Raw genomic sequence first — 24,333 nt, forward strand, 5'->3', positions numbered from 1 at the left:
ATGGATCAGTTCAGTGTCTCGAAACTGCCGTCGACGTAGTTGATCATCCCGGTGCTGGTATTGATCAGTGCAGTCTTGCTGTTGTTGTTGTAGACGTCGATGTACTTGGCGCCGTCCACCAGCGTGACCGTGACACCCGTGGCACTGGCGATGCGGATCGTTCTTGGCAGCGAGTTGTTGCCGTCGAACGAGATGACGTTGGCGCCGTCGTTGTAGGTGCCATTGTATTCGGCCGTCTTGTAGCCGGTGGTGCGGGCGGCAAACGTGACTGCCAGCGCGGGACGGCTGACGATCTTCAGGCTGCCTTTGAACGATGCGTTGGCAAGCAGGAAATTGGTCGCCGACAGCGGTGCCGCGCTATCGTAGTTCTTGTAGTTCGACACTTCGGCCGTGATGACGCCGTTGAAGTTTTCCGCGCGGCTATTGGTGAAGCTGCCGGTGAACTGTGCATAGTTGGGCAGGTCGCCATTGCCGTGTTTGTCGGTATCGAATTTGCTCAGGGACAGGGAGCCGCTGATGGTGCTGTTGGCAGTTGCGGCTACGATACCCAGCCTGGCTTCGATGACGCGGTAGGTGTCGCCCGTGGTGGTGGCGCGGACGAAGGACGTGTCGGCAATCTTGACGGTGCCGAGCGTCGCGCCGTTTTTGAGCGCGCCGATGGAGCCGGAGAGCGCATAGTTGTTGATGCCTCCTGCTTCCGCCGTGGTGGAGGTTTTGATACGCCATGTTTCGAAGTCGGTGAGCACCATGCCGCCGGCGTCGGTGCGCGCGGGCATGGTGCCTTCAATCAGCGCGGTGGCGACGGTATTGCCGTTCATCGTATAGGCGATGACGCCGCTTGCTGAGCTGCCGACGGTCGTCGGGCCGCTCAAGGTGCGGATGTTGTAGGGGCCGAACCGGTCCTTTTGATATTCCTGCGCGAAGCGCAGCGTCCGCGCGGTGTAGGCGAAGTTGCTGCCGGCTGCCGGCGTCAGGGTGATGCTTCGGCCGATCACTGCGCGGGTATATAGGCCGCTTGATGCCGAGTTGCGCTCCGATCCTTCGACGATCCTGCCGTTCAGCGTGCAGGAGACGCTCTTCGGCGTGACTGACGACACGTCCTTGCCGGTCATGGCGACGGTCGCGGCCACATCCTTGTACAGCGTACACGAAGCCAGTCCCGACGCTGCCGTGCCGTCGCTGACGGTGACGGCCGTGGATCTTTTCTGGATAAAGTCGTTGTAGAGCTCGATACCGCGACCGGAGACGACGACCCAGTCGGCCAGGCTCTGATCCAGCGGCGATACGGCGTTGTCGAAATCGGCCTTCATCGCGTTCAGGCTGTTGCTCAGGCCGCCGCCGTCCTTGCTGGCGTCGGACCAGGCTTGCAGGTTGGTGCGCAAACTGGCGAACAGGGTTTTCGTGGCGGCTACCGGATTGGCCTGCGTCGGCGTTGGGATATTGATGGCCACGTCGGCGAACAGCCGTTGGCCATCCAGCGTTTTCAGTGTGGTCTTGTTGACGGTGGTGTCGTTGGCCACTGTGGTCAGCGCGGCGAGCAGGGCGGCCTTCGCGCCGCTGCCGATGCTAACGGCTCCAGCTTTCATCTGTGCAGTACCGGTCGTTGCGTTCACTGCGCATTTGACCTTTTCACCCGGCGTGCCGGCGCATCCCATGCCGTTTGCATAGGCAATTTGCGAGATCGCTGCCAGCGCCAGGGACTGCAATTTTTCCGACGTATCGGTCGTATTGGCGGCGGCGTCACTATTGGCGTTGAGCGGCTTGGTCGTCAGCGGATTGAAGCCGAGAATCTTGGTGACTTCGGTCTGCGCCGACGCCACGTTTGCCATGGTCAGGCTGTTTGCCGTGCCGGCGCTCATCGCCGCTGTCACCAGCATGTCGGTGAACGGCGTAACGTGGCCGGTCGCGTTGTTGTTGCCGCCGTCGAGTTGGACCAGGCTGCGCATCGTCATCGTGGCGGGCATGCTAATCGTGCCGCTGTACTCGTCTTCCATGGTGGTGTTCGCGTCGGCGCTCACTTCCACGGTGAACAAGCCGGTGCGGTCGCCCAGGTTGAACGAATAGCTACCATCGGTTTTGGACGTGCGGCCAGTGGCGACCGGCGCCGCAGAGCGGTTGCCGGCGGCATCGTAGGCATAAATGCCGACGATACCGTCCTTGATGAGGCCTTTGGCCGCCACGCCGCTGATGGTGCGGGACTGACCGGCTTGCGGACTAGAGGTGTTGCTTCCACCTCCGCCACCGCAGGCGGCCAAGGTGGAGGCAAGTGCGCAGGCGAGGGCGAGTTTTGTCAAATTCATTGCAGTAGTTAAATAATAGTTTTCTCACTATCAATTATAACGTATGCAACTTATTGTCATGGGTAAATTAAGTTATCGGCAGCATTGCTGAAATGGCAGCCGACGAGGCCGACCGAATCCTAGGGAAACAGCACCGGCAGCTCCTGCGCGCGCTTGCGCAGCAGGTTCTTGGCTTCCTCGTATTCGGGATAGATCAGGCCCACCGTGTTCCAGAACTGCGCGCTGTGGTTCATCTCCAGGATGTGCGACAGCTCGTGCGCGATCACGTAGTCGATCAGCGGTTGCGAGAAATGGATCAGCTTCCAGTTCAGGCGGATCTTGCGGTCCACCGTGCAGGAACCCCAGCGCGTGCCGGCCGACGACAGGCCGAAGGAGTGATAGCGCACTCCCAACCGCTCCGCATACACGTCCAGCCGCTGCTCGAACAGCACCTTGGCTTCCTGCTGGTACCAGGACTTGACCCGCTCCTTGAGCAGCGTCTCGGTGGCGCCGGGCACCAGCACCATCGACAGCTCGCGCGTGGCCGGGTTGTAGCTGCTGCGATTGCGTCCGCCCACCAGCAGCCGCAGCGTGATGTCCGCGCCCAGGTAGGGCAGCTGCGCGCCGTCCGTCCACTCCACCGGCGGCTTCTCCAGGCGCGCGGCGCGGCGCTCGCGGCGCTCTTTCAGCTTGCTCAGTATCCAGTGCTGCTTGGTGCGGATGGCGTTGTCGATTTCGGCGATGCTGATGCGCTTGGGCGCGGTCACGCGCAGGCCCTCGTCGTCGATCATGAAGCCGATCGAGCGGCGGGTCGAACGGCGCAGCGAATATTCGAGCACGAAGTCGCCCACCATCAGCTGGCGCTTGGGTGCCTGGTCCGACGGCGGCGGTGTCTGCGCGCGCGGTTTGACCGGCACGGCGGTCTGCGGCGGCGCCACGTAAGGCGAAACGGGAGGAGGGGTATTCGAGGCGGGTGAGGTCGGAATCGACCATACCGGTGCGGTGTACACCGGCTTGAGAGACGACTGCGCCTCCCGTCCAAACAGGTCCAGTTGGCTGGCGTCGTCTTTCGGCGACGCCGGCTTCACCAGCGTGGCCAGATCATCTAGCCAGCGTTGTAGGCGTGGGGCGAAATGACGCGCATTTCTGATTCTATCCAATTTTCCACCTGTTGCATCATGCTGTCCGGGGTCTGGCCTTCCGGCGAAATCGGTTTGCCTATCGATACTGTAACAAGCCCTGGGCGCTTGATGAAAGAATTTTTTGGCCAGCACTCGCCGGAGTTGTGCGCGATCGGTACAACCACCGCGCCGGTCTCGATGGCCAGGCGCGTGCCGCCGCTCTTGTACTTGCCCGCCTTGCCGACCGGGATGCGGGTCCCTTCCGGGAACATGATAATCCATTGGCCGTCGGCCAGGCGGCGCTTGCCGTGGCGGACCACGTCCATGAAGGCGTTCTTGCCCTGCTTGCGGTCGATCGGGATCATGCGCAGCAGCGCCATCGCCCAGCCGAAGAAGGGGATGTACAGGATCTCCTTCTTGAACACGAACACCAGCGGGCGCGGCATGTTAGGCAGCAGGAAGATGGTCTCCCATGCCGACTGGTGCTTCGACAGCACGATGGCCGGCGCGTCCGGGAAGTTCTCGGCGCCCTTGATTTCGTAGCGGATGCCGCAGATGACCTTGAGGCACCAGATCATGAAGACGTTCCAGCGCGCGGTAACGAAGAAGCGTTTGTTGTACGGCAGCGGCGCGGCCAGGAAGCATACGCAGGCCCAGACGATGGTCGATACCACCATGACAATGGTGAAAATCAGGGAACGCAGAAACAAGACGGGATGACCCAATGCAGACTCCAAAACTGTTTAACTAACGACGTGCAGCGCCGGCGGGGCGCTGGTTTTCAGCAGGTGATTGACCATCGCGGCGAGGTCGGCGAAGACCATGGTGCCGGGCGGCAGGCCACCCGTGGCCTGGGTTTTCTCGCCCTTGCCGGTCAGGACCAGGTAAGGCACGCAGCCGCTGACGTAGCCGGCTTGCAGGTCGCGCAGCGAATCGCCGACGGTCGGCACGCCTTTCAGGCTGATTTTATAACGCTGCGAGATTTCCGTGAACATGCCTGGCTTCGGCTTGCGGCAATCGCAGCTGTCGGCCGCGGCGTGCGGGCAGAAGAAGATGGCGTCGATGCTGGCGCCGACTTGCTGCGCCAGGTTGTGCATCTTCTGGTGGATCGCGTTCAGGATAGACATGTCGAAGAACTCGCGGGCGATGCCCGACTGGTTCGACGCCACCACCACCCGATAACCCGCCTGGTTCAGGCGGGCGATCGCTTCGAGCGAGCCGGGGACCGGAATCCACTCGGCCGGCGACTTGATGAAGTCCGGCGAATCGTGGTTGATGACGCCGTCGCGATCGAGGATGATCAGTTTCATGGACGGCGCACCCATTTAAGCCGCCAGCTTCGAAATGTCGGCCACGCGGTTCATCATGCCGTGCAGCGACGACAGCAAGGCCAGGCGGTTGTTGCGCAGGGCGACATCCTCGGCCATCACCATCACGTCGTTGAAGAAGGCGTCGACTTCCTCGCGCAGCTGCGCCAGGGTTTTCAACGTGCCGGCGAAGTCGCCCTGGTTGAAGGCGGCGTCGATTTCCGGCAGCACGCGCACCACGGCGGCGTGCAGGTTCTTCTCGGCGGTGTCCTGCAGCAGCGCGGTATTGACGCCGCTGTTGCCGGCTGCGGCCAGCGCTTCCTCGTTCTTCTTCAGGATGTTGGTGATGCGCTTGTTGGCGGCGGCCAGCGAGGCCGATTCCGGCAGCGCGGCGAAGGCTTGTACGGCCTCCAGGCGCTGCACGATGTCGTCCAGGCGGTCCGGATTCTGTGCGACCACCGCTTCGATTTCGTTCGGCGAGAAGCCGCGCTCGCGCAGGATGCCGCGCAGGCGGTCGATCATGAAGGTGTAGACGTCGGCCGATGGGTCCTTGAAGCCGGCCACGGAAGCGAACAGCCCCGAAGCGTGCGACAGCAGGCCGGAAATCGACAGCGGCAGGCGCTTCTCGATCAGCATGCGCAGCACGCCCAGCGCGTGGCGGCGCAGCGCGAACGGGTCCTTGTCGCCGGTTGGCGCCAGGCCGATGGCCCAGATGCCGACCAGGGTTTCGAGCTTGTCGGCCAACGCCACGGCGGTGCCGGTGACGGTCGACGGCAGGGCGTCGCCGGCGAAGCGCGGCTGGTAGTGCTCGGACGCGGCCAGCGCCACGTCTTCCGGCTCGCCGTCGTTGCGGGCGTAGTAGGTGCCCATGATGCCTTGCAGCTCAGGGAATTCGCCGACCATCTCGGTGACCAGGTCGGCCTTCGACAGTTTGGCTGCGCGCGCGGCCAGTGCGGCGTCGCCGCCGATCTGGGTGGCGATGTAGCGTGCCAGCGCGGCTACGCGTTCGCCGCGTGCGGCCTGCGTGCCCAGCTTGTTGTGGTAGACGATTTTTTCCAGCAGCGGCAGGCGCGATTCCAGGGTCTTCTTCTTGTCCTGCTCGAAGAAGAACTTGGCGTCGGACAGGCGCGGGCGCACCACGCGCTCGTTGCCGTCGATGATGGCGGTCGGCGTGTCGGTGGCGATGTTGGAGACGATCAGGAAGCGCGAACGCAGCTTGCCACTGGTGTCGGTCAGCGCGAAGTATTTCTGGTTGGTCTGCATGGTCAGGATCAGGCATTCCTGCGGCACGGCCAGGAACTCTTCCTCGAACTTGCATTCGTAGACCACCGGCCATTCGACCAGCGCGGCCACTTCGTCCAGCAGCGCTTCGGGCATCAGCACCTGGTCGGCGCCGGCCTTGGCCAGCAGTTCGGCACGGATTTTTTCCTTGCGGTCTTCGACGCCCGCCAGTACCTTGCCTTCGGTCGCCAGCGTGGCGGCGTAGCTGTCGGCGTTGGCGATGGTGATCATGCGCTGGCCCGGCGCGGTCAGGAAGCGGTGGCCTTCGCTGACGTTCGACGCGGTCAGGCCCAGCAGGGTCAGTGGCAGCACGGTGGCGCCATGCAGCGCGATCAGGCTGTGCGCCGGACGCACGAACTGCACGGTGGCGCCGTCGGGCCGCTGGTAGCTCATCACTTTAGGAATCGGCAGCTTGGCAACCGATTCTTCCAGCGCGGCTTGCAGGCCCGCTTGCAGCGCGCTGCCGGCTGCGGTGTAGGTGTAGAAGAAGCTTTCGGCTTTGCCATCCTGCGCGCGTTCCAGGTCGGCCACGGTCAGGTTGGGGAAGCCCAGCGCGGCCAGTTTCTTGGCCAGCGGCGGCGTGCCGTTGCCGGCGGCGTCCAAGGCTACCGACACCGGCAGCACTTTTTCGCGGATAGCTTTGTCCGGCGAGGTGGCGCGCACCTTGGTGATGGAGACGGCCAGGCGGCGTGGCGAGGCGAACGAGGTGGCGACGCTGTCGGCTTCCAGGAAGTCGCGCGATTTCAGGCCGTTGACGATGCCGTCCGCGAAAGCCTTGCCCAGTTTGGCGAGCGCCTTCGGCGGCAGTTCTTCGGTCAGCAGTTCGATGAGCAGAGTTTGAGTCATATTATTTATACAGTTTATTCAGCGGCGGCAACGGCGGCAGCGGCGGGAGCCATAGGGAAGCCCAGGCGTTCACGCGAATCGTAGTAGGCTTGCGCGACCAGGCGCGACAGGGCGCGCACGCGGCCGATGTAGGCGGCGCGTTCGGTCACGGAGATGGCGCCGCGCGCGTCCAGCAGGTTGAAGCTGTGCGAGGCCTTCATGATCTGCTCATACGCTGGCAGGGTCAGTTGCAGCTCGATCAGGCGCTTGGCTTCCGATTCGTGGTTGTTGAACTGGGCGAACAGCAGCTCGGTGTTCGAGTGCTCGAAGTTGTAGGCCGACTGCTCCACCTCATTCTGGTGGAACACGTCGCCGTACTTCAGCGTCTTGGTCTCGCCATTCTCTTCCCAGGTGGTCCACACCAGGTCGTACATATTCTCGACGCCCTGCAGGTACATGGCCAGGCGTTCGATGCCGTAGGTGATCTCGCCCAGCACCGGCTTGCAATCGAGGCCGCCGACTTGCTGGAAGTAGGTGAACTGCGTCACTTCCATGCCGTTCAGCCAGACTTCCCAACCGAGGCCCCAGGCGCCCAAGGTCGGCGATTCCCAATCGTCCTCGACGAAGCGGACATCGTTCTGCTTCAGGTCCAGGCCCAGCGCTTCCAGCGAACCGAGGTACAGGTCCAGGATGTTTTCCGGGGCCGGCTTCATCACCACCTGGTACTGGTAGTAGTGCTGGCCACGGTTAGGGTTCTCGCCGTAGCGGCCGTCCTTCGGGCGGCGCGATGGCTGCACGTAGGCCGCGCGCCAAGGCTCCGGGCCGATCGCGCGCAGGAAGGTGCCAGTGTGGAAGGTGCCGGCGCCGACTTCCATGTCGTACGGCTGGAGCAGGGCGCAGCCTTGCTTGTCCCAGTAGGTTTGCAAGGTCAGGATAATTTGTTGAAATGTCAGCATCTTGTTTGGTCGGTGGCGCAGCCCATGGGCGCGCGGTTGCAGTTTCGCTAAAGGGGCAATTTTAGCGGGTTTTACAGGGAGCCTGTAGAGATTAAGCGGCTTAGCCCCGGTTTTTTGCGCGCTTGGCCCAAAACCAGGCTCCGGCCAGCGACAGTGCGGCCAGCGCCAGGAACAGCTTGTTCCCCCACAGGATGTACGGGGTGCTGCCGCCCATGCCTTGCACCGAGGCCGCCAGCGCGCCGTAGGTGTTCACGGGCAGCTGCTGGACCACCTTGCCTTCGCCATTGATGATGGCGGTGGCGCCGGTGTTGGTCGCCCGCAGCATCGGACGGCCGGTCTCCAGCGTACGCATCTGCGAGATCTGCAAATGCTGGGGGATGGCAATGGTGTCGCCAAACCAGGCCAGGTTCGAGACATTGAGCAGCATGGTGGCCGGTTTCTGGCCCTGCGCCGGGTTGTTCAGCTGGTCGGCGATCTCTTCGCCGAACAAGTCTTCGTAGCAGATGTTGGGCAGCACGCGCTGGTCCTTGATCGGGAACGAGGGCTGGATGTCGCGGCCACTGGTCTGGTCGCCCAGCGGGATCGACATCAGGTTGACGAACCAGCGGAAGCCGAACGGAATGAATTCGCCATACGGCACCAGGTGGTGCTTGTCGTAGCGGTAGTAGCTGGAACCCAGGCGCGAGGGGATGCCGATCACGCTGTTGAAGTAGGCGGTCTGGCTGTCGGCCAGCGGGATGCCCAGGATCAGGTTGCTGTTGGTCTTGTTGAGGAACTGGGCGATGCCGGGCAGGTAGTCCGGCGGCAGCTGCTGCGGCAGCATGACGATGGCCGTCTCCGGCGTGGCGATCAGGTCGGCCGGGGCCGCCGTGATGGCGTCCTGGTACAGCTTGAGCGCCGACATCACGCGCGAGCCGTTGAATTTTTCGTCCTGCGGGATATTCCCTTGCAGCAGGCGCACCGAGATCGGCTTGCCTTCCGGGTAGGTCCAGTGCAGCAAGCTCAAGGCGACGCCGGCCACGGAAATGGCGACGATCAGCCCGGCCGCGCGCAGGCGGGTGCGGTGCAGCAGCAACAGCAGGGCGCCGGCGATCACCGCCGCCAGCCAGCCCAGGCCGTACATGCCGATCACCGGCGCAAAGCCGGCCAGCGGACTGTGGTTGTGGGCATAGCCGGCCGACAGCCACGGGAAGCCCGTGAACAGCCAGCCGCGTATCCATTCGAACAGCGACCACATGGCGGGCAGCACCAGCAGGTTGGCGGCCGGCAGCGGCAGCGCCCAGCGCTTGCGCAGCCAGGCCGCGCCGCCCATCGCCAGCGCGACGTAGAAACCCATGGCCCAGGCCAGCAGCAGCACGGCGGCGGCGGCCAGCGGCGCCGGCATGGCGCCGTAGGTATGCATGGAAACGTAGAGCCAGTGGGTGCCGGCGGCGGTCCAGCCGAAGCCGAAGGCCCAGCCGATCAGGCCGGCGGCCTTGACGTCGCTGCTGCGCAGCACCTGGTAGAACAAGGTCGCCAGGCCGAGGATCTCCAGCGGCCACCAGCCGAACGGCGCGAAGGCGAACACGCACAACGCGCCGGCCACGGCGGTGATGGCCATGCGGCCACGGGTGGAGCGTTGCGGCTTGGGTGGATCGTTCGGGTTGGCGCGGCGAAAACGCATTATGCGTCGTCGCCGGCTTCAGCGGCGGCCGGCAGTTTTTCCACCAGCAGCACGTGGATCTGGCGGGCGTCGGCGCGCAGCACTTCGAAGCGCAGGCCTTCCATGTCGAACACGTCGCCCTTGTGCGGCATGCGCGCCAGGTGCTTGGCGACCAGGCCGCCGATGGTGTCGACGTCGTCGTCCGGCAGGGCGGTGTCGAGTTCTTCGTTGAATTGTTCGATCTCGGTCAGCGCCTTGATGCGCCAGCGCGGGCCGTGCACGCCTTCCTTGATCGACAGGATGTTGTCTTCTTCCTCGTCGAAATCGTATTCGTCCTCGATGTCGCCGACGATCTGCTCCAGCACGTCCTCGATGGTGATCAGGCCGGCCACGCCGCTGTATTCATCGACCACGATGGCCATGTGATTGTGGTTGGCGCGGAAGTCGCGCAGCAGCACATTCAGGCGTTTCGATTCGGGGATGAAGATGGCGGGGCGCAGCATGTCGCGCACGTCGAACGATTCTTCGGCGTAGTAGCGCAGCAGGTCTTTCGCCAGCAGGATGCCGATCACCTTGTCGCGCTCGCCTTCGATGGCGGGGAAGCGCGAGTGGGCGGTGGCCAGCACTTGCGGCATCCATTCCTCGATCGGCTTGGAGATGTCGATGACATCCATCTGCGAGCGGGGAATCATGATGTCGCGGGCGGACAGATCCGACACCTGGAACACGCCTTCGATCATCGACAGGGCGTCGGCGTCGATCAGGTTGCGTTCGTGGGCGTCATGCAGAACTTCGAGCAGTTCCGCGCGGTTCTCTGGCTCGGGGGAAATCAGTGCGGTCAGGCGTTCAAACAGTGACCGATGGGGTTTGGCGTCAGTCTTGACGCCACTAGAGTGCTCTTGCATAGGAGGCGTGAGCCGTTGTTTCGAAGGGGTATAGGATACACGAAATGGGGAGGCGGGTCCGTTTTTGGCAAAAAGACACCGCCTGCTGCTCAGTCCGCGTAGGGATCGGCGTAGCCGAGGCCGGCCAGGATGTCGGTTTCGATGCCTTCCATCTCGGCCGCTTCCTCGTCGTCCATGTGGTCGTAGCCTTGTGCGTGCAGCACGCCGTGGACGATCAGGTGGGCGGCGTGTTCTTCCACGGTTTTCTTTTGCTCGGCCGCTTCCTGCTCCAGCACGTCGGTGCAGAGGATGATGTCGGCCTGGGTCGGCGCGTCGTCCGGGATGTCTTCGCCTTCGTTGTAGGCGAAGGTCAGCACGTTGGTGGCGTAGTCCTTCTCGCGGTAGTCGCGGTTCAGGGTGCGGCCTTCCTCTGCGTCGACGAAGCGTATCGTCAGCTCGGCCGGCGCGAACAGCGCGGCCTGCACCCAGCGGCGTATCTTCGGACGGGTGATGGATTCCTGCAGGCGGGTGTCGGGGTATTGCACCGACAGCGTCAGTTTATTTTTTGCGGACATTTTTGAGGGCTGTGGCTTTGAGGAGGGGAGCGATTTCCGCTTCGTGGTTGTGCGCCGTTTCGTAGGCGTCGACGATGCGCGCCACCAGCGGGTGACGCACCACGTCCTCGCTGTTGAAGTGGCTGAAGGCGATGCCGCGCACATCCTTCAGCACCTGGACCGCGTCCACCAGGCCGCTCTTCTGGCTCTTGTGCAGGTCGACCTGGGTGACGTCGCCGGTGACCACGGCCTTGCTGCCGAAGCCGATGCGGGTCAGGAACATCTTCATCTGCTCGACGGTGGTGTTCTGCGCCTCGTCCAGGATGACGAAGGCGTGGTTCAGCGTGCGGCCGCGCATATAGGCCAGCGGCGCGATCTCGATCACCTGCTTCTCGAACATTTTCTGCGTGCGGTCAAAGCCCAGCAGGTCGTACAGCGCGTCGTACAGCGGACGCAGGTAGGGATCGACCTTTTGCGCCAGGTCGCCCGGCAGGAAGCCCAGGCGTTCGCCCGCTTCGACGGCGGGGCGGGTCAGGATGATGCGCTTGACGGCATCGCGTTCCAGCGCGTCGACCGCGCAGGCCACCGCCAGGTAAGTCTTGCCGGTGCCGGCCGGGCCGACGCCGAAGCTGATGTCGTGCTCCAGGATGTTGCGCAGGTAGCGGATCTGGTGCGGCGTGCGGCCGCGCAGGTCGGCGCGGCGGGTCTTCAGGATGGGGCTGTTGATGTCCGGCTCGACGAACGGCGCTTCGACCACGCGCGGCTGGTCCGGCGCCGAGGCGGCGGCGATGGCGGCGTTGGCCACTGCCAGGCCGGCGCGTTGCTCGACCAGCGCCAGTTGCACTTCCTCGATCGGCACGATCTTGTTGGCGACCGCGTAGAACTGTTCGAGGATCTGCACCGCCCGTTCGGCGTTGTGGCCGCTGACGATGAACTTCTCGCCGCGACGGAAAATGGTGACGTCCAGCGCGGCGGAAATCTGGCGCAGGTTTTCGTCGAGGGGGCCGCACAGATGGGCCAGACGCGCATTATCGAGCGGTTCCGGGACAAAGTAGTGCGGCTGGACTGGTGTTTTGGTTTTCAATGGGATGCTTTATGAGAGAGGCCGGCAGTGCCGGCACAGGCCATAGTTTAACGTAATTTTCCGTCGCCAGATGCGATAGGCCTTGATTTCAGGCACCTGAGCTTCTACAGTGAAAGAGTAGCCTGCCGGCAATTTCTATTGGAGGGTTTCATGGCGGCCAATGCGATTTCGTCCTCGCGCATCAGCACCCCGCTCGATAGCGTGCAGGCGGCCAACCAGCGCGAAACCCGCGCCCACCGCGAGCAGCAGCGCGCCCAGCAGGCGAGCTCGACCGAGAGCGTCGAGCGTGAACAGCGCAGCAACGGCGCCGAACGCGCGGTGCAGACCCGCGTGGAAAAGAATACCGACACCCAGCGCAGCCGCGCCCAGGCCAATGACGACGCCACCGCGCTGCAGCGCCGCGCCGCCCAGGCCGCCGACAAACACGCCGAACAGGATCGCCGCCAAAGCGAGAAAACCCTGGGTCGCCACATCGACACCACCGCCTGATTTATCCCCGCCCCCGCCTGTGTAAAGACGAACTTGCTTTGTGTAACAGTTTCCTACAAGTTCTTGCGTGCGACACCCTCCAGCCCCATGTGATGAAATAGCATTGTTGCTAAGGTTTCTAGCCAGCGATTGATGTCGAACAATCTTCGCTCGACGGAAAGCGGCAGGAACAGGCCCTTTTGAGCATAGAATTATCTTGCACGAAAGGCAAGCAGGGAGCCGGAAAGCTTAGTCCAAGGAATCTAAGTTGCCCTTAAGTTCAGGCCTGCACACTTCATTCACCTAATCAACGAGGAAAATCATGACACATCACGCACTTGCTTCCCAGGAAAGCTACAACCCCAATCATCTCCTGGACATCTTGCTCGGCAAGATGCAATTGAAAAACGATGCCGCACTGTCGCGCCTGCTGGAAGTGGCGCCGCCGGTCATCAGCAAGATCCGCCACCACCGCTTGCCGGTCGGCGCCTCGCTGCTGATCCGCATGCATGAAGTGACCGGCATGAGCATCCGCGACCTGCGCGACTTGATGGGCGACCGCCGCACCAAGTACCGTCTGTCCGACGCCCAAGGCCGTCCAAAGCCAGAAGAGCGTACCGAAAAGGCCGAGGCCGGAAACTACGCGCGCCACTAATGCGCCCGCATGCCTGCACCTGCCGTCGCCGGGCTTGATTTGAAGCCGGCCGGCAGGGCGCTCGCTCAGCTCAACAGTACCATCGAAATTTCTTCATATTGCAGTTCCGTCTCGCGGAACAATTGCAGATAGATTTCCTCATCGAGGCCCAGCGCAGTCCAGGCCACGGTGGATACCGGCGGGACCAGATCGTCCTGCACCTGCGCCAGATCGAGCGCATGCACGATGGCGTCGGCCACATGAATGATTGCGGCCAGGAACCCTGCGCCCGGCGCTTCCGGGTCGTGATGGCCGCCGATGGCCAGCCGCATCGTGTCGGAAAAATTCCAGTGCTCCGCCAGGGCCAGCCCGGCGTCGACATGATCGACGCCCAGCACGGTACGCTCGGCGTCCAGCAGATAACAATCGTGGGCGTCGCGGTAGGCGATGGTTTCCGAATACTGGTTCGGGAAGCAGGACACCAGCACCAGCCGGCCGATATCGTGCAGCAGCCCCGCCGTGAAGGCGTAGTCCTGGTTGAAGCGCATCTGCCGCGCCAGCACCTTGGCGCAGGCGGCGGTGGCGATCGAATGGCGCCAGAAGGCCTTGTGGTCGAAGCCGGGGCAGTGGCCCTCGGCGAAGCAGCCGGTGACGGCGGCCGCCGTGATCAGGTTGCGCGTGGTCTGGAAGCCCAGGTAGGTGATCGCCTGCTGGATGGTGGTCACCTTGACTTGCAGGCCGTACAGCGAGGAGTTGGCCAGCCGCAGCGTCTTGGCCGTCAGCGCCTGGTCGTGCGACACCTTCTTGGCCAGCACGGAGATGTCGACATCGTCCTGGTCTATGCTGTTGAGCAGCTCCATCACCACCGCCGGCAGCGAGGGCAGGTCGTCCAGCGTGCGGACGACGTCGTCGTAACTCAGGGTATTACTCATGCTCGGGAGTCTCCGGTAGGCCCAGGCGGAAGTCCGACACGAAGCGGCGCAGCAGCGCGGTGGCCCAGTCGCTGTCGCTGTCGGCGTCGTTTTTGCGGAACAGGTGGGCGATGCGCGCCTCATGGTGCTCCAGCGTCGCCTGCGCCACTTCCGGCGACACTTCTTCTTTCAGGATGGGTAGCATGGCGATGCCGTGGCGCGGCATCAGCGCCAGCATGGCCTCGGTCAGCTGCGTGCCTTGCGGCAGCAGCACATGGCCTTGCACGTCCAGCAGCACGTCCGACAGGACCATGCCCGGCCGCACCTCCGCCAGCGTCAGTTGATGATAATTGCCTGTCATGATGCCCTCCCGGTTTGCCACCTCGTCTACATTGCCCGATCTTACCATTGCGGGCAAGCAAAGTCTGCCGCCTCGGTGTGACGGTGGGGGCCATAACTTGCCAAGTCGCATGCCATACCGTACATTGGGACGTTGCCGTCAATTCCATCACTGCACGGAGGTTGGTCGATGTTTGGTATCCAAGGCCGCTTGACGCTGCTTTTCGTGGTCATCGTGACCCTGGTGTTGGGTATTTCCGGCACTTACGCCCAGTACAGCCTCGGCCACGAGCTGGAAGTGAGCAGCCAGCGGCTGCGCCAAGGCGTGCTGACCCGCTTGCAAACCAGCTTGCCGTCGGCGCTGTGGGACCTGGACAAGGCCAAGGTCGACAACATCGTCGCCGCCGAGATGCTGCCGCCCGAGCTGGTCTCGATCCGCGTCTACGACACCTCGGTCGGCCTGTTCTCCGGCAAATTACGCAATGAAAACGGCAGCGTCAGCTCGATCGAGAACGACGCCGCCGTCGGTGGTTCGCCGGTGGTGGCCGACCTGGCCTACCGCGATTCCGGCGCCGCCGGCGCCTCGCTCAAGCCGGTCATCGTCGGCCGCGTGGTGGTCAACTTCAGCCGCGCGCAGATCGACGCCACGCTGGCGGCCGAAGTGCGCCGCAAGGTCACCGAGGTGCTGCTGCTGGACCTGATTCTGGTGGCGGCGCTGGCGCTGTCGCTGCGCATCGTGTTCGACCCGCTCAAGCGCCTGCGCGACGGCCTGTTCGACCTGGCCACGCGCGGCAGCGACGAGGTGGAGGAGCTGCCCGACAGCCGCCACGACGAGCTGGGCGAGGTGATCCGCGGCTTCAACGCCATCCAGCGCAAGGTCAAATCGAATATCCAGCGCATCCGCGAGGCCGAGGACGAGGCCCGCAAATCGGCCCAGACCACCGCCAAGGCACTCGACGACCTGCGCCGCACGCAGGAATCGCTGCTGCAGGCCGAGCGGCTGGCCTCGCTGGGCGGCCTGGTGGCCGGTGTCGCGCACGAGATCAACACCCCGGTCGGCATCGCGCTGACCAGTGCCTCGGTGCTGATGGAGGCCACCGAGAAGGTGCACCAGTCGGTCGCCAGCGGCAATATCAAGAAATCCGACATCATGCGCTACCTGGAGACGGCGGCCGAGAGCACGCGCCTGATCATGAACAACGCCTACCGCGCGGCGCACCTGATCCACAGCTTCAAGCAGATCGCGGTCGACCAGGTCAGCGAGGCGCGCCGCCGCTTCGAGCTGCGCGACTACATCAACGAGGTGGTGTCCAGCCTGCAGCCCAAGCTGAAGAAGACCCGCATCACCGTCAGCATCGCCTGCCCGCCGGACATCATGCTCGACAGCTATCCGGGCGCGCTGGCCCAGGTCATCACCAACCTGACGCTCAACTGCGTCGAGCACGCCTTCGACGCGGGCGACGAGGGCCGCATCACCATCGGCGTGGCGCAGCAGGCCGACTGGATCGAGATGCAGGTGGTGGACGACGGCAAGGGCATTCCGCCGGACATGCTCGACAAGGTGTTCGACCCCTTCGTCACCACCCGGCGCGGGCAGGGCGGCACCGGCCTCGGACTCAATATCGTGTTCAACTTGATCGCCAAGCAGTTTGGCGGCACCATTACGGTTTCCAGCATCCTGGGGCAGGGCGCCAGCTTCGTGCTGCGCATGCCATGCGTAACGCCGGTCGACGATCCGGCGGTGCTGCAAGCGGATGCCCGTCTCCACACTTGAAAGGCCAGCAATGCCCAAAATCAGCGGTGAATTCAACGTCAAGATGGCGCCTGAAACCATGTCGCCCGTTGCGGCCGAGAGCGGCATAGGCCGCATGTCGCTCGACAAGCGCTACCACGGCGCGCTGGACGCCGCCGGCGCCGGCGAGATGCTGGCCTATATGGATCGCGAACTGGGCTCCGGCGCCTACGTGGCGATGGAAAAAGTGACGGGGACGCTGGAAGGGCGGCGCGGCGGTTTCCTGCTGCACCACAGCGGCACCATGGAACGCGGCACGGCCGGCCTGAAGGTGGCGGTGGTGGCCGATTCCGGCAGCGGCGAGCTGGTCGGTCTGAGCGGGACCTTGCATATCCGCATAGAGGGCGGCAAGCATTACTACGATTTCGACTACACGCTGGGCGACGCCGTTGCTTAAGCGTCCGGCGCCACGCTAGAATGCCGCCATGGATAAAGACACACTTAAAGGTTTGGTGATTTTAGTCGGCGTGGCGGTGGCGCTGGCGATTTTTGCGGTACTGGGTACCGAAAACGGTGTGCAGAAACTTTCCTGCGTCGGCCGCGCCGTCCTGCATGGCGTGGCGATCACCAACATCCATGCGGTGTGCGGCCTGTAGCGGCAGCTCGGCTCAGTCGCTGAATTTATCCGAGGCGCCGCCGCTGCGCGAGGAAAAGCCCAGAATTACCAGTCCCAGCATCAGCATGACGAAGGTCTGCGGTTCCGGCACTTCGGCCACCGGGTCGACGGCTTGCTGGTTGACCGGGGCGTTGCCGGCCAGCGCTTCAGGATCGCGATCCGAGGCGGTCTTCTCCGCGGCCACGGGGCTATCGATGCCGCACGGCGTGGTGCTGTGGGCATCGCATTGGGCGAGTACGATTGCTGCGGTCGCAACTTTGCTGTTGTCCGGGCTGACGGTCTGAGCCTGAGCGGCTCCGGCCATTCCCAGGGCCAGCAATAATGTCGTTATAAAATTCAACTTCTTCACAGTACTCTCCTGACTATGCTGCACAAGCAGGACGTTAAGGCTACATTAAAACATATACATTAAGCTAAGATTGGTCATGGCTCCAACCGTGCTCGACGGATGCTCATTAAACCATATTTAATAACATATTGCCATCTGTATTTTTCTTGGGGCAATCAAATCGTGCGGTGCAACAACGGTTGTACTTCACAAGCAATAATTCGATAGCATAGGATCCGGCACAGATGATTTCCACATATGGCGGCAAATTGGGATGGACTTTCGCCGCTGCGGCGCTGGCTTTGCTGGCCGGTTGCGCCAGCGGCGGCAAGGGCGCAGGCGGCGCCACCGCGGCGGCCGTGCCGGCGCCGGCGGGCCCCAATCCGCAGGTGCTGCTGCTGGGCGAGGTGCACGACAACGCCGCCGGCCACAAGCTGCGCTACGAGTTGCTGCGCCAGCGGGTCGAGGCCGGCTGGCGTCCGGCCATCGTCATGGAACAGTTCGACCGCGAAAACCAGGACGTGCTGAACAAGGCCCAGAAAGGCTGCCTGGACGCCCAGTGCGTGATCCGCGTGGTCGGCGCCGGCCGCTGGAACTGGCAGCTCTACTATCCAGTGATCCAGCTGGCGCTGACCTACCAGTTGCCGCTGGTCGCCGGCAACCTGTCGCGCGCCGACGCCTCGCGCGTGGTGCGCGACGGCATCGCCGCCACCTTCGACCCGCAAAGCGTGCGCGACTACCACCTGGACCAGCCGCTGCCGGCCGACGTGCGCGGCGCCCAGTACAAGGAAATCATCGCCGGCCACTGCAATATGTTGCCGGAGATGATGGTCGACGGCATGATCAACGCCCAGGTGTCGCGCGACATCTGGATGGCCAAGATCGTGCGCGACCAGCAGCCGCGCGATGTCGTGCTGATCGCCGGCAACGGCCACGTGCGCAAGGACATCGGCGTGGCGCGCTGGATCAACGAGCTGGCGCCGGCGCTGACGGTGCGCAGCGAAGGCTATGTCGAAGGCGCGGACGGCGCCGGCCGCTACGACGCGGTCTACACCGTGGCGCCCCAGCCCCGTCCCGACCCGTGCGCCGAGCTCAAATCCAAAGCCAAATCCTGACGCCATGGAAAAAATCTACCTGCCCACGGCGCCCGACCGCGCCACCGTCGACGCCCTGGCCGGCGCCACGCTGTTGGAATTCGGCGCCAACTGGTGCGGCCACTGCATCGCCGCGCAGGCGCCGCTGGCGCAGGCGTACACCGGCCACGAGGGCGTGCGCCACTACAAGGTCGAGGACGGCCCCGGCCGCGCGCTGGGCCGCTCCTACCGCGTCAAGCTGTGGCCGACCTTGATCTTCCTGCGCGACGGCCAGGAAGTGGCGCGCCTGGTGCGGCCGCTCAAGGCCGACGAGATCAGCGTTGCCTTTGCGCAAATCGATACCTAGCGAACAAGCTTATCTGCTTGGCAGCAGGCGAGGCGGGTGTGTATGATGGGCCGCACCATCCACCCGCAGGAGCGTCAAGCATGAGTCAGCCTCACCCCGGATCGTCCAAGGCCAATTCCCCGGCCACCGTGCTGTTTGCCAGCCTGATCGGCACCACGATTGAATTCTTCGATTTCTACATCTACGCCACTGCGGCCGTGCTGGTGTTCCCCAAACTGTTCTTCCCCGCCAGCGATCCGGCCGCCGCCACGCTGCAATCGCTGGCCACCTTCGCCATCGCCTTCTTCGCGCGCCCGGTCGGTTCGGCCGTGTTCGGCCACTTCGGCGACCGCATCGGCCGCAAGGCCACGCTGGTGGCGGCGTTGCTGACCATGGGTATCTCGACCGTGGTGATCGGCGCGCTGCCGACCTACGCCTCGATCGGCACTTTGGCGCCGGCGCTGCTGGCGCTGTGCCGCTTCGGCCAGGGCCTGGGCCTGGGCGGCGAGTGGGGCGGCGCGGTGCTGCTGGCCACCGAGAACGCGCCGCCGGGCAAACGCGCCTGGTACGGCATGTTCCCGCAGCTGGGCGCGCCGATCGGCTTCTTCCTGTCGGGCGGCATCTTCCTGCTGCTGAGCCAGACCCTGAGCGATGCCGAGTTCTTCAGCTACGGCTGGCGCATTCCATTCCTGGCCAGCTCGCTGCTGGTGATCGTCGGCCTGTACATCCGCCTGAAGATCCATGAAACGCCGGACTTCCAGAAGGTGCTGGAGAAGAACGAACGCGTCAAAGTGCCGGTGCTGACCGTCTGGCGCGACCATCGCCGCGTGCTGGTGCTGGGCACCTTGATCGCGCTGGCCACCTTCGTGCTGTTCTACCTGATGACGGTGTTCGCGCTGAGCTGGGGCACCAGCGCGCTCAAGTTCAGCCGCAAGGACTTCCTGATTCAGCAACTGTTCGCCGTGATCTTCTTCGGCCTGACCATCCCGGTCGCCGCGCTGTGGGCCGACCGCTACGGCCGCCGCATCACGCTGGTCTGGGTGTCGGCCGCGATCGCCGTGTTCGGGCTGGCGATGGCGCCGATGTTCGGTTCCGGCAGCAGCCTGCTGGTGACCGTGTTCCTGTCGCTGGGCCTGGGTCTGATGGGCATGACCTACGGCCCGCTGGGCACCATGCTGTCCGAGCTGTTCCCGGCCGAGGTGCGCTACACCGGCGCCTCGCTGACGTTCAACCTGGCCGGCATCCTGGGCGCCTCGCTGGCGCCGTACGCGGCCACCTGGCTGGCCACCAACTACGGCCTGCAATACGTCGGCTACTACCTGTCCACCGCGGCAGTGATCAGCCTGGTTGCGCTGTTGTTGTCGCCTTCCGGTGTGAAGAAGGCTTGATGAATGTAAGCGGACGTAACTGATACATACTTACATCTACGCCGGCCGGCTCCGCAACGCGGATGACCGGCCGGCGGCTTTTGCGGCGTCCGCCACAGTCCGTTACAAGCAATATATTGCGTTACAAAACCGGCCGTTCCGCCGCAGGAGAAATGGGAGACTGGTGCCGCTAAGGTATTTACCCCACTCACATTTCTCAGGAGGTCATCATGGCGATAGACGGTATCGGTAGCAGCAGTGCGTCGGCAGTGGCGTACACCCAATTGACGGCGGCCAACGCGGCGGCCGGCAAGACGCCCGTGGCAGGGCCGGCGCAGGGCGGCGGCGGCAAGCTGGCCGACGCGATTTCGCAGGCGCTGGCGCAGGCCACGGACAGCAGCACCTCGTCCACCACGGCATCGGCCGGCGCCGACGCCACGCAAAACCCGCAGCAGGCCGAAGCGGCGTTCGCGCAGAGCCTGTTCACGGCGCTGCAATCGCAGGCCGGCGACCAGGCCGGGCAGGCGGCAACCGGCGCGGCCGGCGGACATCACCATCATCACGGCGGCGGTGGCGGCGGCAAGATCGCCGGTGGCTTGCAAAGCCTGGCCCAGCAACTGAGCTCGACCGGCACGCCGGCCGACGGCGCCGCATCGGCGGACGCCGACCTGCAGGCCAAGTTCAACGCGCTGCTGCAAGCGAACGGCAAGTCCGCCGATTCGGCCTCGCTGCCGCAATTCCTGCAGACGCTGTCGCAAAACCTGCACGGCGCATCGAGCGCCGGCAATGTGGTCAGCACCAAGGTCTAAACCGCCGCAAGTTGTTGTTTCACAAGCGCCCCTGCATAATGCAGGGGCTTTTTTTTGCTCTGGAACTTGCAAAAAATGTCATCGTACAACAGTGGCTGATTTACGGCGCCTCCGCGCCATATTTCGCTTGCCTCCTCGTATCTTATGGTTGTACGATGACTTACGACTAGAGTGATCTCGTGGAGACCGGGAGATCATCACCAAAAACCAGAATAGAAGTGATGCCATGAACCTGAGCGAACCTGTGAACGCGCAAGCGGTGGGAAAAACCGTCGGTAAATACCGCTGGACCATCTGTGCACTGTTGTTTTTTGCCACCACCGTCAACTATCTTGACCGCCAGGTTTTGAGCTTGCTGGCGCCCGACCTGTCCAGGGAATTCGGCTGGAGCAATACCGACTACGCCAACATCGCCGCCGCCTTCCAGTTCGTCTACGCCATCTCGATGCTGTTCGCCGGCCGCGTGGTCGACAAGATCGGCACCAAGGCCGCCTACGCGCTGGCCATCACGATCTGGTCGCTGGGGGCGCTGTTGCACGCCTTCTCGGTGCCGATGGGGCAGGGCGTGGGCGTGCTGCTGGGCGCCTTCGGCATCGTCGCCGCGCCATCCATCGTCGGCTTCATGATCTCGCGCGCGGTGTTGGCGGTGGGCGAGGCCGGCAACTTCCCGGCCGCGATCAAGGCCACCGCCGAATACTTCCCGAAGAAGGAGCGCTCCTTCGCCACCGGCATCTTCAACTCCGGCGCCAACGTCGGCGCCATCCTGGCGCCGATCTGCGTGCCGCTGATCGCCGGCATCTGGGGCTGGCAGGCCGCCTTCATCATGATCGGCATGCTGGGCTTCATCTGGATGAGCGTGTGGATCACGCTGTACGACAAGCCGGACCGGCAACCGCGCCTGTCGGCGCAGGAACTGGCCTACATCCGCAGCGACCAGGTGGCGCCGGTGGAGACCCCGGCCGCCGGCAAGAAAGTGTCGTGGTTCCAGCTGCTGAAGTACCGCCAGACCTGGGCCTTCGCCTTCGGCAAATTCATGACCGACGGCGTGTGGTGGTTCTTCCTGTTCTGGCTGCCCACCTATCTGTCGGCGCAGTACGGCATGAAGGGCGATGCCATCGTCGCGCCGCTGGCGGTCCTGTACAGCATGACGATGATCGGTTCCATCGGCGGCGGCTGGTTCCCCAGCTACTTCATGGCGCGCGGCCATGCGCCGTATGACGGCCGCATGAAAGCCATGCTGGTGATCGCCTTCTTCCCGCTGGTGGTGCTGCTGGCGCAACCGCTGGGCGCGATCAGCTTCTGGGTGCCGGTGCTGCTGATCGGCGTCGGCGCCTCGGCGCACCAGGCCTGGTCGGCGAATATCTTCACCACCGTGTCCGACATGTTCCCGCAAAAATCGGTGGCCTCGGTGATCGGCATCGGCGGCATGGCCGGCGGCATCGGCGGCGTGCTGCTGACCAAATTGGGCGGCTGGGTGTTCGACTACTACAAATCGGTCAACGACATCCGCACCGGCTACATGATCATGTTCGGCATCTGCGCGCTGGCCTACCTGGTGGCGTGGTGCGTGATGAAGGCGTTGGTCCCGCGCCACAAGGAAATCACCGACCTGTGATCGGGCGGCGGCGAGATGCCGACATGCTAAGATTGTCCTTTGGCGCCGCCGAAGCACCGGCGGCCACGCATCCCCGACAATCAGAACATGAAAAAAAATGTAGCAACCATCCGAGACGTCGCCGCAGCAGCCGGCGTCTCGACCGCCACCGTATCGAAGTTCGTCAACGGCGCGCAGCGCTTCTCGCCGGCGGTGGAGGCGACCATCAAGGAAGTCATCGCCCGGCTGGGCTACCGCTCCAATCCCCTGGCGGCGTCGATGATCACCGGCCGCACCAAGAGCATCGGCCTGTCGGTGCTGGACGTGGCCAATCCGCATTTCACCAGCATCGTCAAGGGCGCCAACCGGGTCGCGCTGGCGCACGGCTACACGCTGCTGCTGGTCGACACCGAGGAAAACCCGGACCGCGAAAGGCCCTTGCTGGAAGCGCTGAGCCGCCGGGTGGACGGCATCATCATGTTCTCGCGCATGCTGGAATCGGAGATGGACTGGGTGATGGAGCTGGGCAAGCCGCTGGTGTATTTCGGCCGCCTGTCGCGGCTGGAGATCCCGTGGGTGATCAGCGACGACCATCGCGGCGCCTACATGCTGGCGCGGCACCTGGTCTCGCTGGGGCACAAGCGCATCGGCTACCTGCGCTTTCCGCGCTCGCGGCGCGACGAAGAGCGCCTGGCCGGCATCCGCGCCTGCCTGGCCGCGCATGACCTGGAGCTGACCGTGTATGAAGGCGGCGCGCCGACGGCGGCCGAAGGCGAGCGCGTATGCTCGTCGATCATGCTGGGCGCCGAGCACCCGGATGCGCTGATCTGCTACAACGACCTGATGGCGCTGGGCTTGATGAAAGCGGCGCAGACGCTGGGCTTCAAGCTGCCGGAGCAGATGTCGGTGGCGGCCTTCGACAACATCGAATACGGCCAATACACCTCGCCGGCGCTGACCACGGTGGACTTGCAGAGCGAGCGCATGGGCGTGGCCGCGATGGAAAAGCTGATCGCCGCCATCGACGGCAAACCCGCCCCCGCCACCACGATGATCGAACCGCAGCTGATCCTGCGCGGCTCGACCATCAAGCGCTAAAATCCGGGGTCAAGTCTGACATTCGGACACGAGCTCTGCTGTAGCCATGGTTACAGCAGAGCTCGTGTCCGAATGTCAGACTTGACCCCGGGGTGATTTTAGAACAGCGTGCTGACGTCCGGACGGGTGGCCAGCGCCTGCTGGACAACTGCCGTGACGCGGGCGCGGTCGGCGCCTTGCAGCGGCTGGCGCGGACGGCGCACGAACTCGTTGCCGACGCCGGCCAGCGTTTCCACCAGCTTCAGGTTCTGTACCAGCTTGGTCGACACGTCCAGGTGCATCAGCGGCATGAACCACTGGTACAGCTTGAGCGCTTCATCCCAACGCTTGGCTTTCATCAGCTTGTACAGCGCCACCGTCTCTTTCGGGAAGGCCACCACCAGGCCGGCCAGCAGGCCGTCCGCGCCCACCGCCAGGCCTTCGAACGACAGATCGTCCACGCCCATGAACAGCTGGTAGCGGTGGCCGACCGCGTTGCGCAGGTCGGTGATGCGGCGCACGTTGTCGGTCGATTCCTTGATCGCGACGATCCATTCGCAATCGGCCAGTTCCTTGAAGTCTTCCGGCGTCAGGTCGACCTTGTAGGAGACCGGATTGTTGTAGACCATGATAGGCAGCTGCGCCGCCTTGGCGATCACGCGCAGGTTGTCCATCGCCTCGCGCGAATCGGCCGCGTACAGCACCGACGGCATCACCATCAGGCCCTGCACGCCCATCTCATGCGCCTTCTCGACGAAGCGGCAGGCGGTGGCGGTGCGCGTCTCGCTGACGTTGACCAGCACCGGCACGCGGCCGGCGGCGACGTTCAGCGCGGTCTTGGTGACGGCCAGCTTCTCGTCGAACGACAGCGTGCTGGCTTCACCCAGCGAGCCGCAGGTCAGCAGCGCGTGCACGCCGCTGTCGATCTGGAAGTTGAAGTGCTTTTCCATCTCTGCGTGATCGAGGTCCTCGTTCTCTTTGAACTTGGTCGTTACTGCGGGGAAGACCCCTTCCCATTTTGCTGCTGCCATGCTGTTCTCCTTGTG

The 24,333-nt window shown here is 63.9% G+C and carries 25 protein-coding genes; 11 read left to right on the plus strand and 14 right to left on the minus strand.

The genetic code is table 11. The features are described from left to right. Nucleotides 1–5: 5 nt before the first annotated feature. The 10 genes from D0T21_RS19240 to D0T21_RS19285 form a co-directional block, all read right to left on the minus strand. Nucleotides 6–2,294, minus strand: a complete 2,289-nt coding sequence (locus tag D0T21_RS19240) for a hypothetical protein (RefSeq protein WP_147328135.1) — start codon at nucleotides 2,292–2,294, stop codon at nucleotides 6–8. Nucleotides 2,295–2,419: 125 nt separating this feature from the next. Next, nucleotides 2,420–3,367 carry a YgjP-like metallopeptidase domain-containing protein gene (locus D0T21_RS19245; RefSeq protein ID WP_116991582.1) on the minus strand — a complete coding sequence of 316 codons (948 nt, stop codon included), beginning with the start codon at nucleotides 3,365–3,367 and terminating at the stop codon, nucleotides 2,420–2,422. Between the two features lie 17 nt (nucleotides 3,368–3,384). Continuing rightward, nucleotides 3,385–4,077: a lysophospholipid acyltransferase family protein gene (locus tag D0T21_RS19250; protein WP_373886686.1), complete on the minus strand. Its 693-nt coding sequence runs from the start codon at nucleotides 4,075–4,077 to the stop codon at nucleotides 3,385–3,387. Between the two features lie 66 nt (nucleotides 4,078–4,143). Then, a complete protein-coding gene (gene gmhB / locus D0T21_RS19255; RefSeq protein ID WP_116991870.1) occupies nucleotides 4,144–4,710 on the minus strand; it encodes a D-glycero-beta-D-manno-heptose 1,7-bisphosphate 7-phosphatase in 567 nt (188 codons plus the stop codon). Nucleotides 4,711–4,725: 15 nt separating this feature from the next. Further along, nucleotides 4,726–6,834, minus strand: a complete 2,109-nt coding sequence (glyS, locus tag D0T21_RS19260; RefSeq protein WP_116991580.1) for a glycine--tRNA ligase subunit beta — start codon at nucleotides 6,832–6,834, stop codon at nucleotides 4,726–4,728. A gap of 14 nt (nucleotides 6,835–6,848) precedes the next feature. Further along, nucleotides 6,849–7,769: a glycine--tRNA ligase subunit alpha gene (gene glyQ / locus D0T21_RS19265; protein WP_116991579.1), complete on the minus strand. Its 921-nt coding sequence runs from the start codon at nucleotides 7,767–7,769 to the stop codon at nucleotides 6,849–6,851. A 100-nt stretch (nucleotides 7,770–7,869) separates the two neighbouring features. After that, entirely contained in the window at nucleotides 7,870–9,432 is a 1,563-nt protein-coding gene (gene lnt / locus D0T21_RS19270; protein WP_116991578.1) for an apolipoprotein N-acyltransferase, read from the minus strand. After that, nucleotides 9,432–10,316 carry an HlyC/CorC family transporter gene (locus tag D0T21_RS19275; RefSeq protein WP_116991577.1) on the minus strand — a complete coding sequence of 295 codons (885 nt, stop codon included), beginning with the start codon at nucleotides 10,314–10,316 and terminating at the stop codon, nucleotides 9,432–9,434. Before D0T21_RS19275 ends, lnt begins: the two co-directional genes overlap by 1 nt. A gap of 89 nt (nucleotides 10,317–10,405) precedes the next feature. Continuing rightward, nucleotides 10,406–10,870 (minus strand): rRNA maturation RNase YbeY, encoded by a 465-nt coding sequence (gene ybeY, locus D0T21_RS19280; protein ID WP_116991576.1) that lies wholly within the window; start codon nucleotides 10,868–10,870, stop codon nucleotides 10,406–10,408. Then, entirely contained in the window at nucleotides 10,854–11,933 is a 1,080-nt protein-coding gene (locus tag D0T21_RS19285; protein ID WP_116991575.1) for a PhoH family protein, read from the minus strand. Before D0T21_RS19285 ends, ybeY begins: the two co-directional genes overlap by 17 nt. A 150-nt stretch (nucleotides 11,934–12,083) precedes the next feature. Here D0T21_RS19285 and D0T21_RS19290 point away from each other — a divergent pair, with 150 nt between their 5' ends. Together D0T21_RS19290 and D0T21_RS19295 are read left to right on the plus strand one after the other, a co-directional pair. Continuing rightward, a complete protein-coding gene (locus tag D0T21_RS19290; RefSeq protein ID WP_116991869.1) occupies nucleotides 12,084–12,422 on the plus strand; it encodes a hypothetical protein in 339 nt (112 codons plus the stop codon). A 301-nt stretch (nucleotides 12,423–12,723) separates the two neighbouring features. After that, the gene (locus tag D0T21_RS19295; protein ID WP_116991574.1) at nucleotides 12,724–13,056 is read left to right on the plus strand and encodes a hypothetical protein; all 333 of its coding nucleotides are present in this window, start codon (nucleotides 12,724–12,726) and stop codon (nucleotides 13,054–13,056) included. A gap of 65 nt (nucleotides 13,057–13,121) precedes the next feature. On the opposite strand, the gene D0T21_RS19300 is transcribed toward D0T21_RS19295, so the two are convergent. Together D0T21_RS19300 and D0T21_RS19305 are read right to left on the minus strand one after the other, a co-directional pair. Continuing rightward, nucleotides 13,122–13,967 (minus strand): HDOD domain-containing protein, encoded by an 846-nt coding sequence (locus tag D0T21_RS19300; RefSeq protein ID WP_116991573.1) that lies wholly within the window; start codon nucleotides 13,965–13,967, stop codon nucleotides 13,122–13,124. Then, complete coding sequence (locus D0T21_RS19305) at nucleotides 13,960–14,307, minus strand: hypothetical protein (protein ID WP_116991572.1); 348 nt, start codon at nucleotides 14,305–14,307, stop codon at nucleotides 13,960–13,962. The genes D0T21_RS19300 and D0T21_RS19305 overlap by 8 nt, the downstream gene beginning before the upstream one ends. Nucleotides 14,308–14,475: 168 nt before the next feature. Between D0T21_RS19305 and D0T21_RS19310 the strand changes: the two genes are divergently transcribed. From D0T21_RS19310 to D0T21_RS32265, 3 genes are read left to right on the plus strand one after another with little or no spacing between them, the layout of a single operon-like run. Next, entirely contained in the window at nucleotides 14,476–16,059 is a 1,584-nt protein-coding gene (locus D0T21_RS19310) for a sensor histidine kinase (protein ID WP_116991571.1), read from the plus strand. A gap of 10 nt (nucleotides 16,060–16,069) precedes the next feature. After that, nucleotides 16,070–16,474: a DUF3224 domain-containing protein gene (locus D0T21_RS19315; RefSeq protein WP_116991570.1), complete on the plus strand. Its 405-nt coding sequence runs from the start codon at nucleotides 16,070–16,072 to the stop codon at nucleotides 16,472–16,474. 28 nt (nucleotides 16,475–16,502) lie between these two features. Next, nucleotides 16,503–16,673 (plus strand): hypothetical protein, encoded by a 171-nt coding sequence (locus D0T21_RS32265; RefSeq protein WP_199538529.1) that lies wholly within the window; start codon nucleotides 16,503–16,505, stop codon nucleotides 16,671–16,673. A gap of 12 nt (nucleotides 16,674–16,685) precedes the next feature. On the opposite strand, the gene D0T21_RS19320 is transcribed toward D0T21_RS32265, so the two are convergent. After that, complete coding sequence (locus D0T21_RS19320; protein WP_229211549.1) at nucleotides 16,686–16,997, minus strand: PEP-CTERM sorting domain-containing protein; 312 nt, start codon at nucleotides 16,995–16,997, stop codon at nucleotides 16,686–16,688. A 269-nt stretch (nucleotides 16,998–17,266) separates the two neighbouring features. Here D0T21_RS19320 and D0T21_RS19325 point away from each other — a divergent pair, with 269 nt between their 5' ends. The 6 genes from D0T21_RS19325 (at nucleotide 17,267) to D0T21_RS19350 (ending at nucleotide 23,308) form a co-directional block, all read left to right on the plus strand. Then, nucleotides 17,267–18,136, plus strand: a complete 870-nt coding sequence (locus D0T21_RS19325) for a ChaN family lipoprotein (RefSeq protein WP_116991568.1) — start codon at nucleotides 17,267–17,269, stop codon at nucleotides 18,134–18,136. A gap of 4 nt (nucleotides 18,137–18,140) precedes the next feature. Beyond that, the gene (locus tag D0T21_RS19330; RefSeq protein ID WP_116991567.1) at nucleotides 18,141–18,461 is read left to right on the plus strand and encodes a thioredoxin family protein; all 321 of its coding nucleotides are present in this window, start codon (nucleotides 18,141–18,143) and stop codon (nucleotides 18,459–18,461) included. A gap of 80 nt (nucleotides 18,462–18,541) precedes the next feature. After that, a complete protein-coding gene (locus D0T21_RS19335; protein ID WP_116991566.1) occupies nucleotides 18,542–19,828 on the plus strand; it encodes an MFS transporter in 1,287 nt (428 codons plus the stop codon). A gap of 209 nt (nucleotides 19,829–20,037) precedes the next feature. Further along, a complete protein-coding gene (locus D0T21_RS19340; RefSeq protein WP_116991565.1) occupies nucleotides 20,038–20,616 on the plus strand; it encodes a hypothetical protein in 579 nt (192 codons plus the stop codon). A gap of 226 nt (nucleotides 20,617–20,842) precedes the next feature. Continuing rightward, on the plus strand, nucleotides 20,843–22,231 hold the full coding sequence (locus tag D0T21_RS19345) for an MFS transporter (RefSeq protein WP_116991564.1): 1,389 nt from the start codon (nucleotides 20,843–20,845) through the stop codon (nucleotides 22,229–22,231). A gap of 87 nt (nucleotides 22,232–22,318) precedes the next feature. Next, complete coding sequence (locus D0T21_RS19350; protein WP_116991563.1) at nucleotides 22,319–23,308, plus strand: LacI family DNA-binding transcriptional regulator; 990 nt, start codon at nucleotides 22,319–22,321, stop codon at nucleotides 23,306–23,308. A gap of 98 nt (nucleotides 23,309–23,406) precedes the next feature. Here the strand turns inward: D0T21_RS19350 and D0T21_RS19355 are convergent, their stop codons facing one another. Further along, nucleotides 23,407–24,318: a dihydrodipicolinate synthase family protein gene (locus D0T21_RS19355; RefSeq protein ID WP_116991562.1), complete on the minus strand. Its 912-nt coding sequence runs from the start codon at nucleotides 24,316–24,318 to the stop codon at nucleotides 23,407–23,409. Nucleotides 24,319–24,333: the final 15 nt, after the last annotated feature.

Source organism: Duganella sp. BJB476 (assembly GCF_003416895.1).
In the GTDB taxonomy this organism is placed as follows: domain Bacteria; phylum Pseudomonadota; class Gammaproteobacteria; order Burkholderiales; family Burkholderiaceae_D; genus Rugamonas.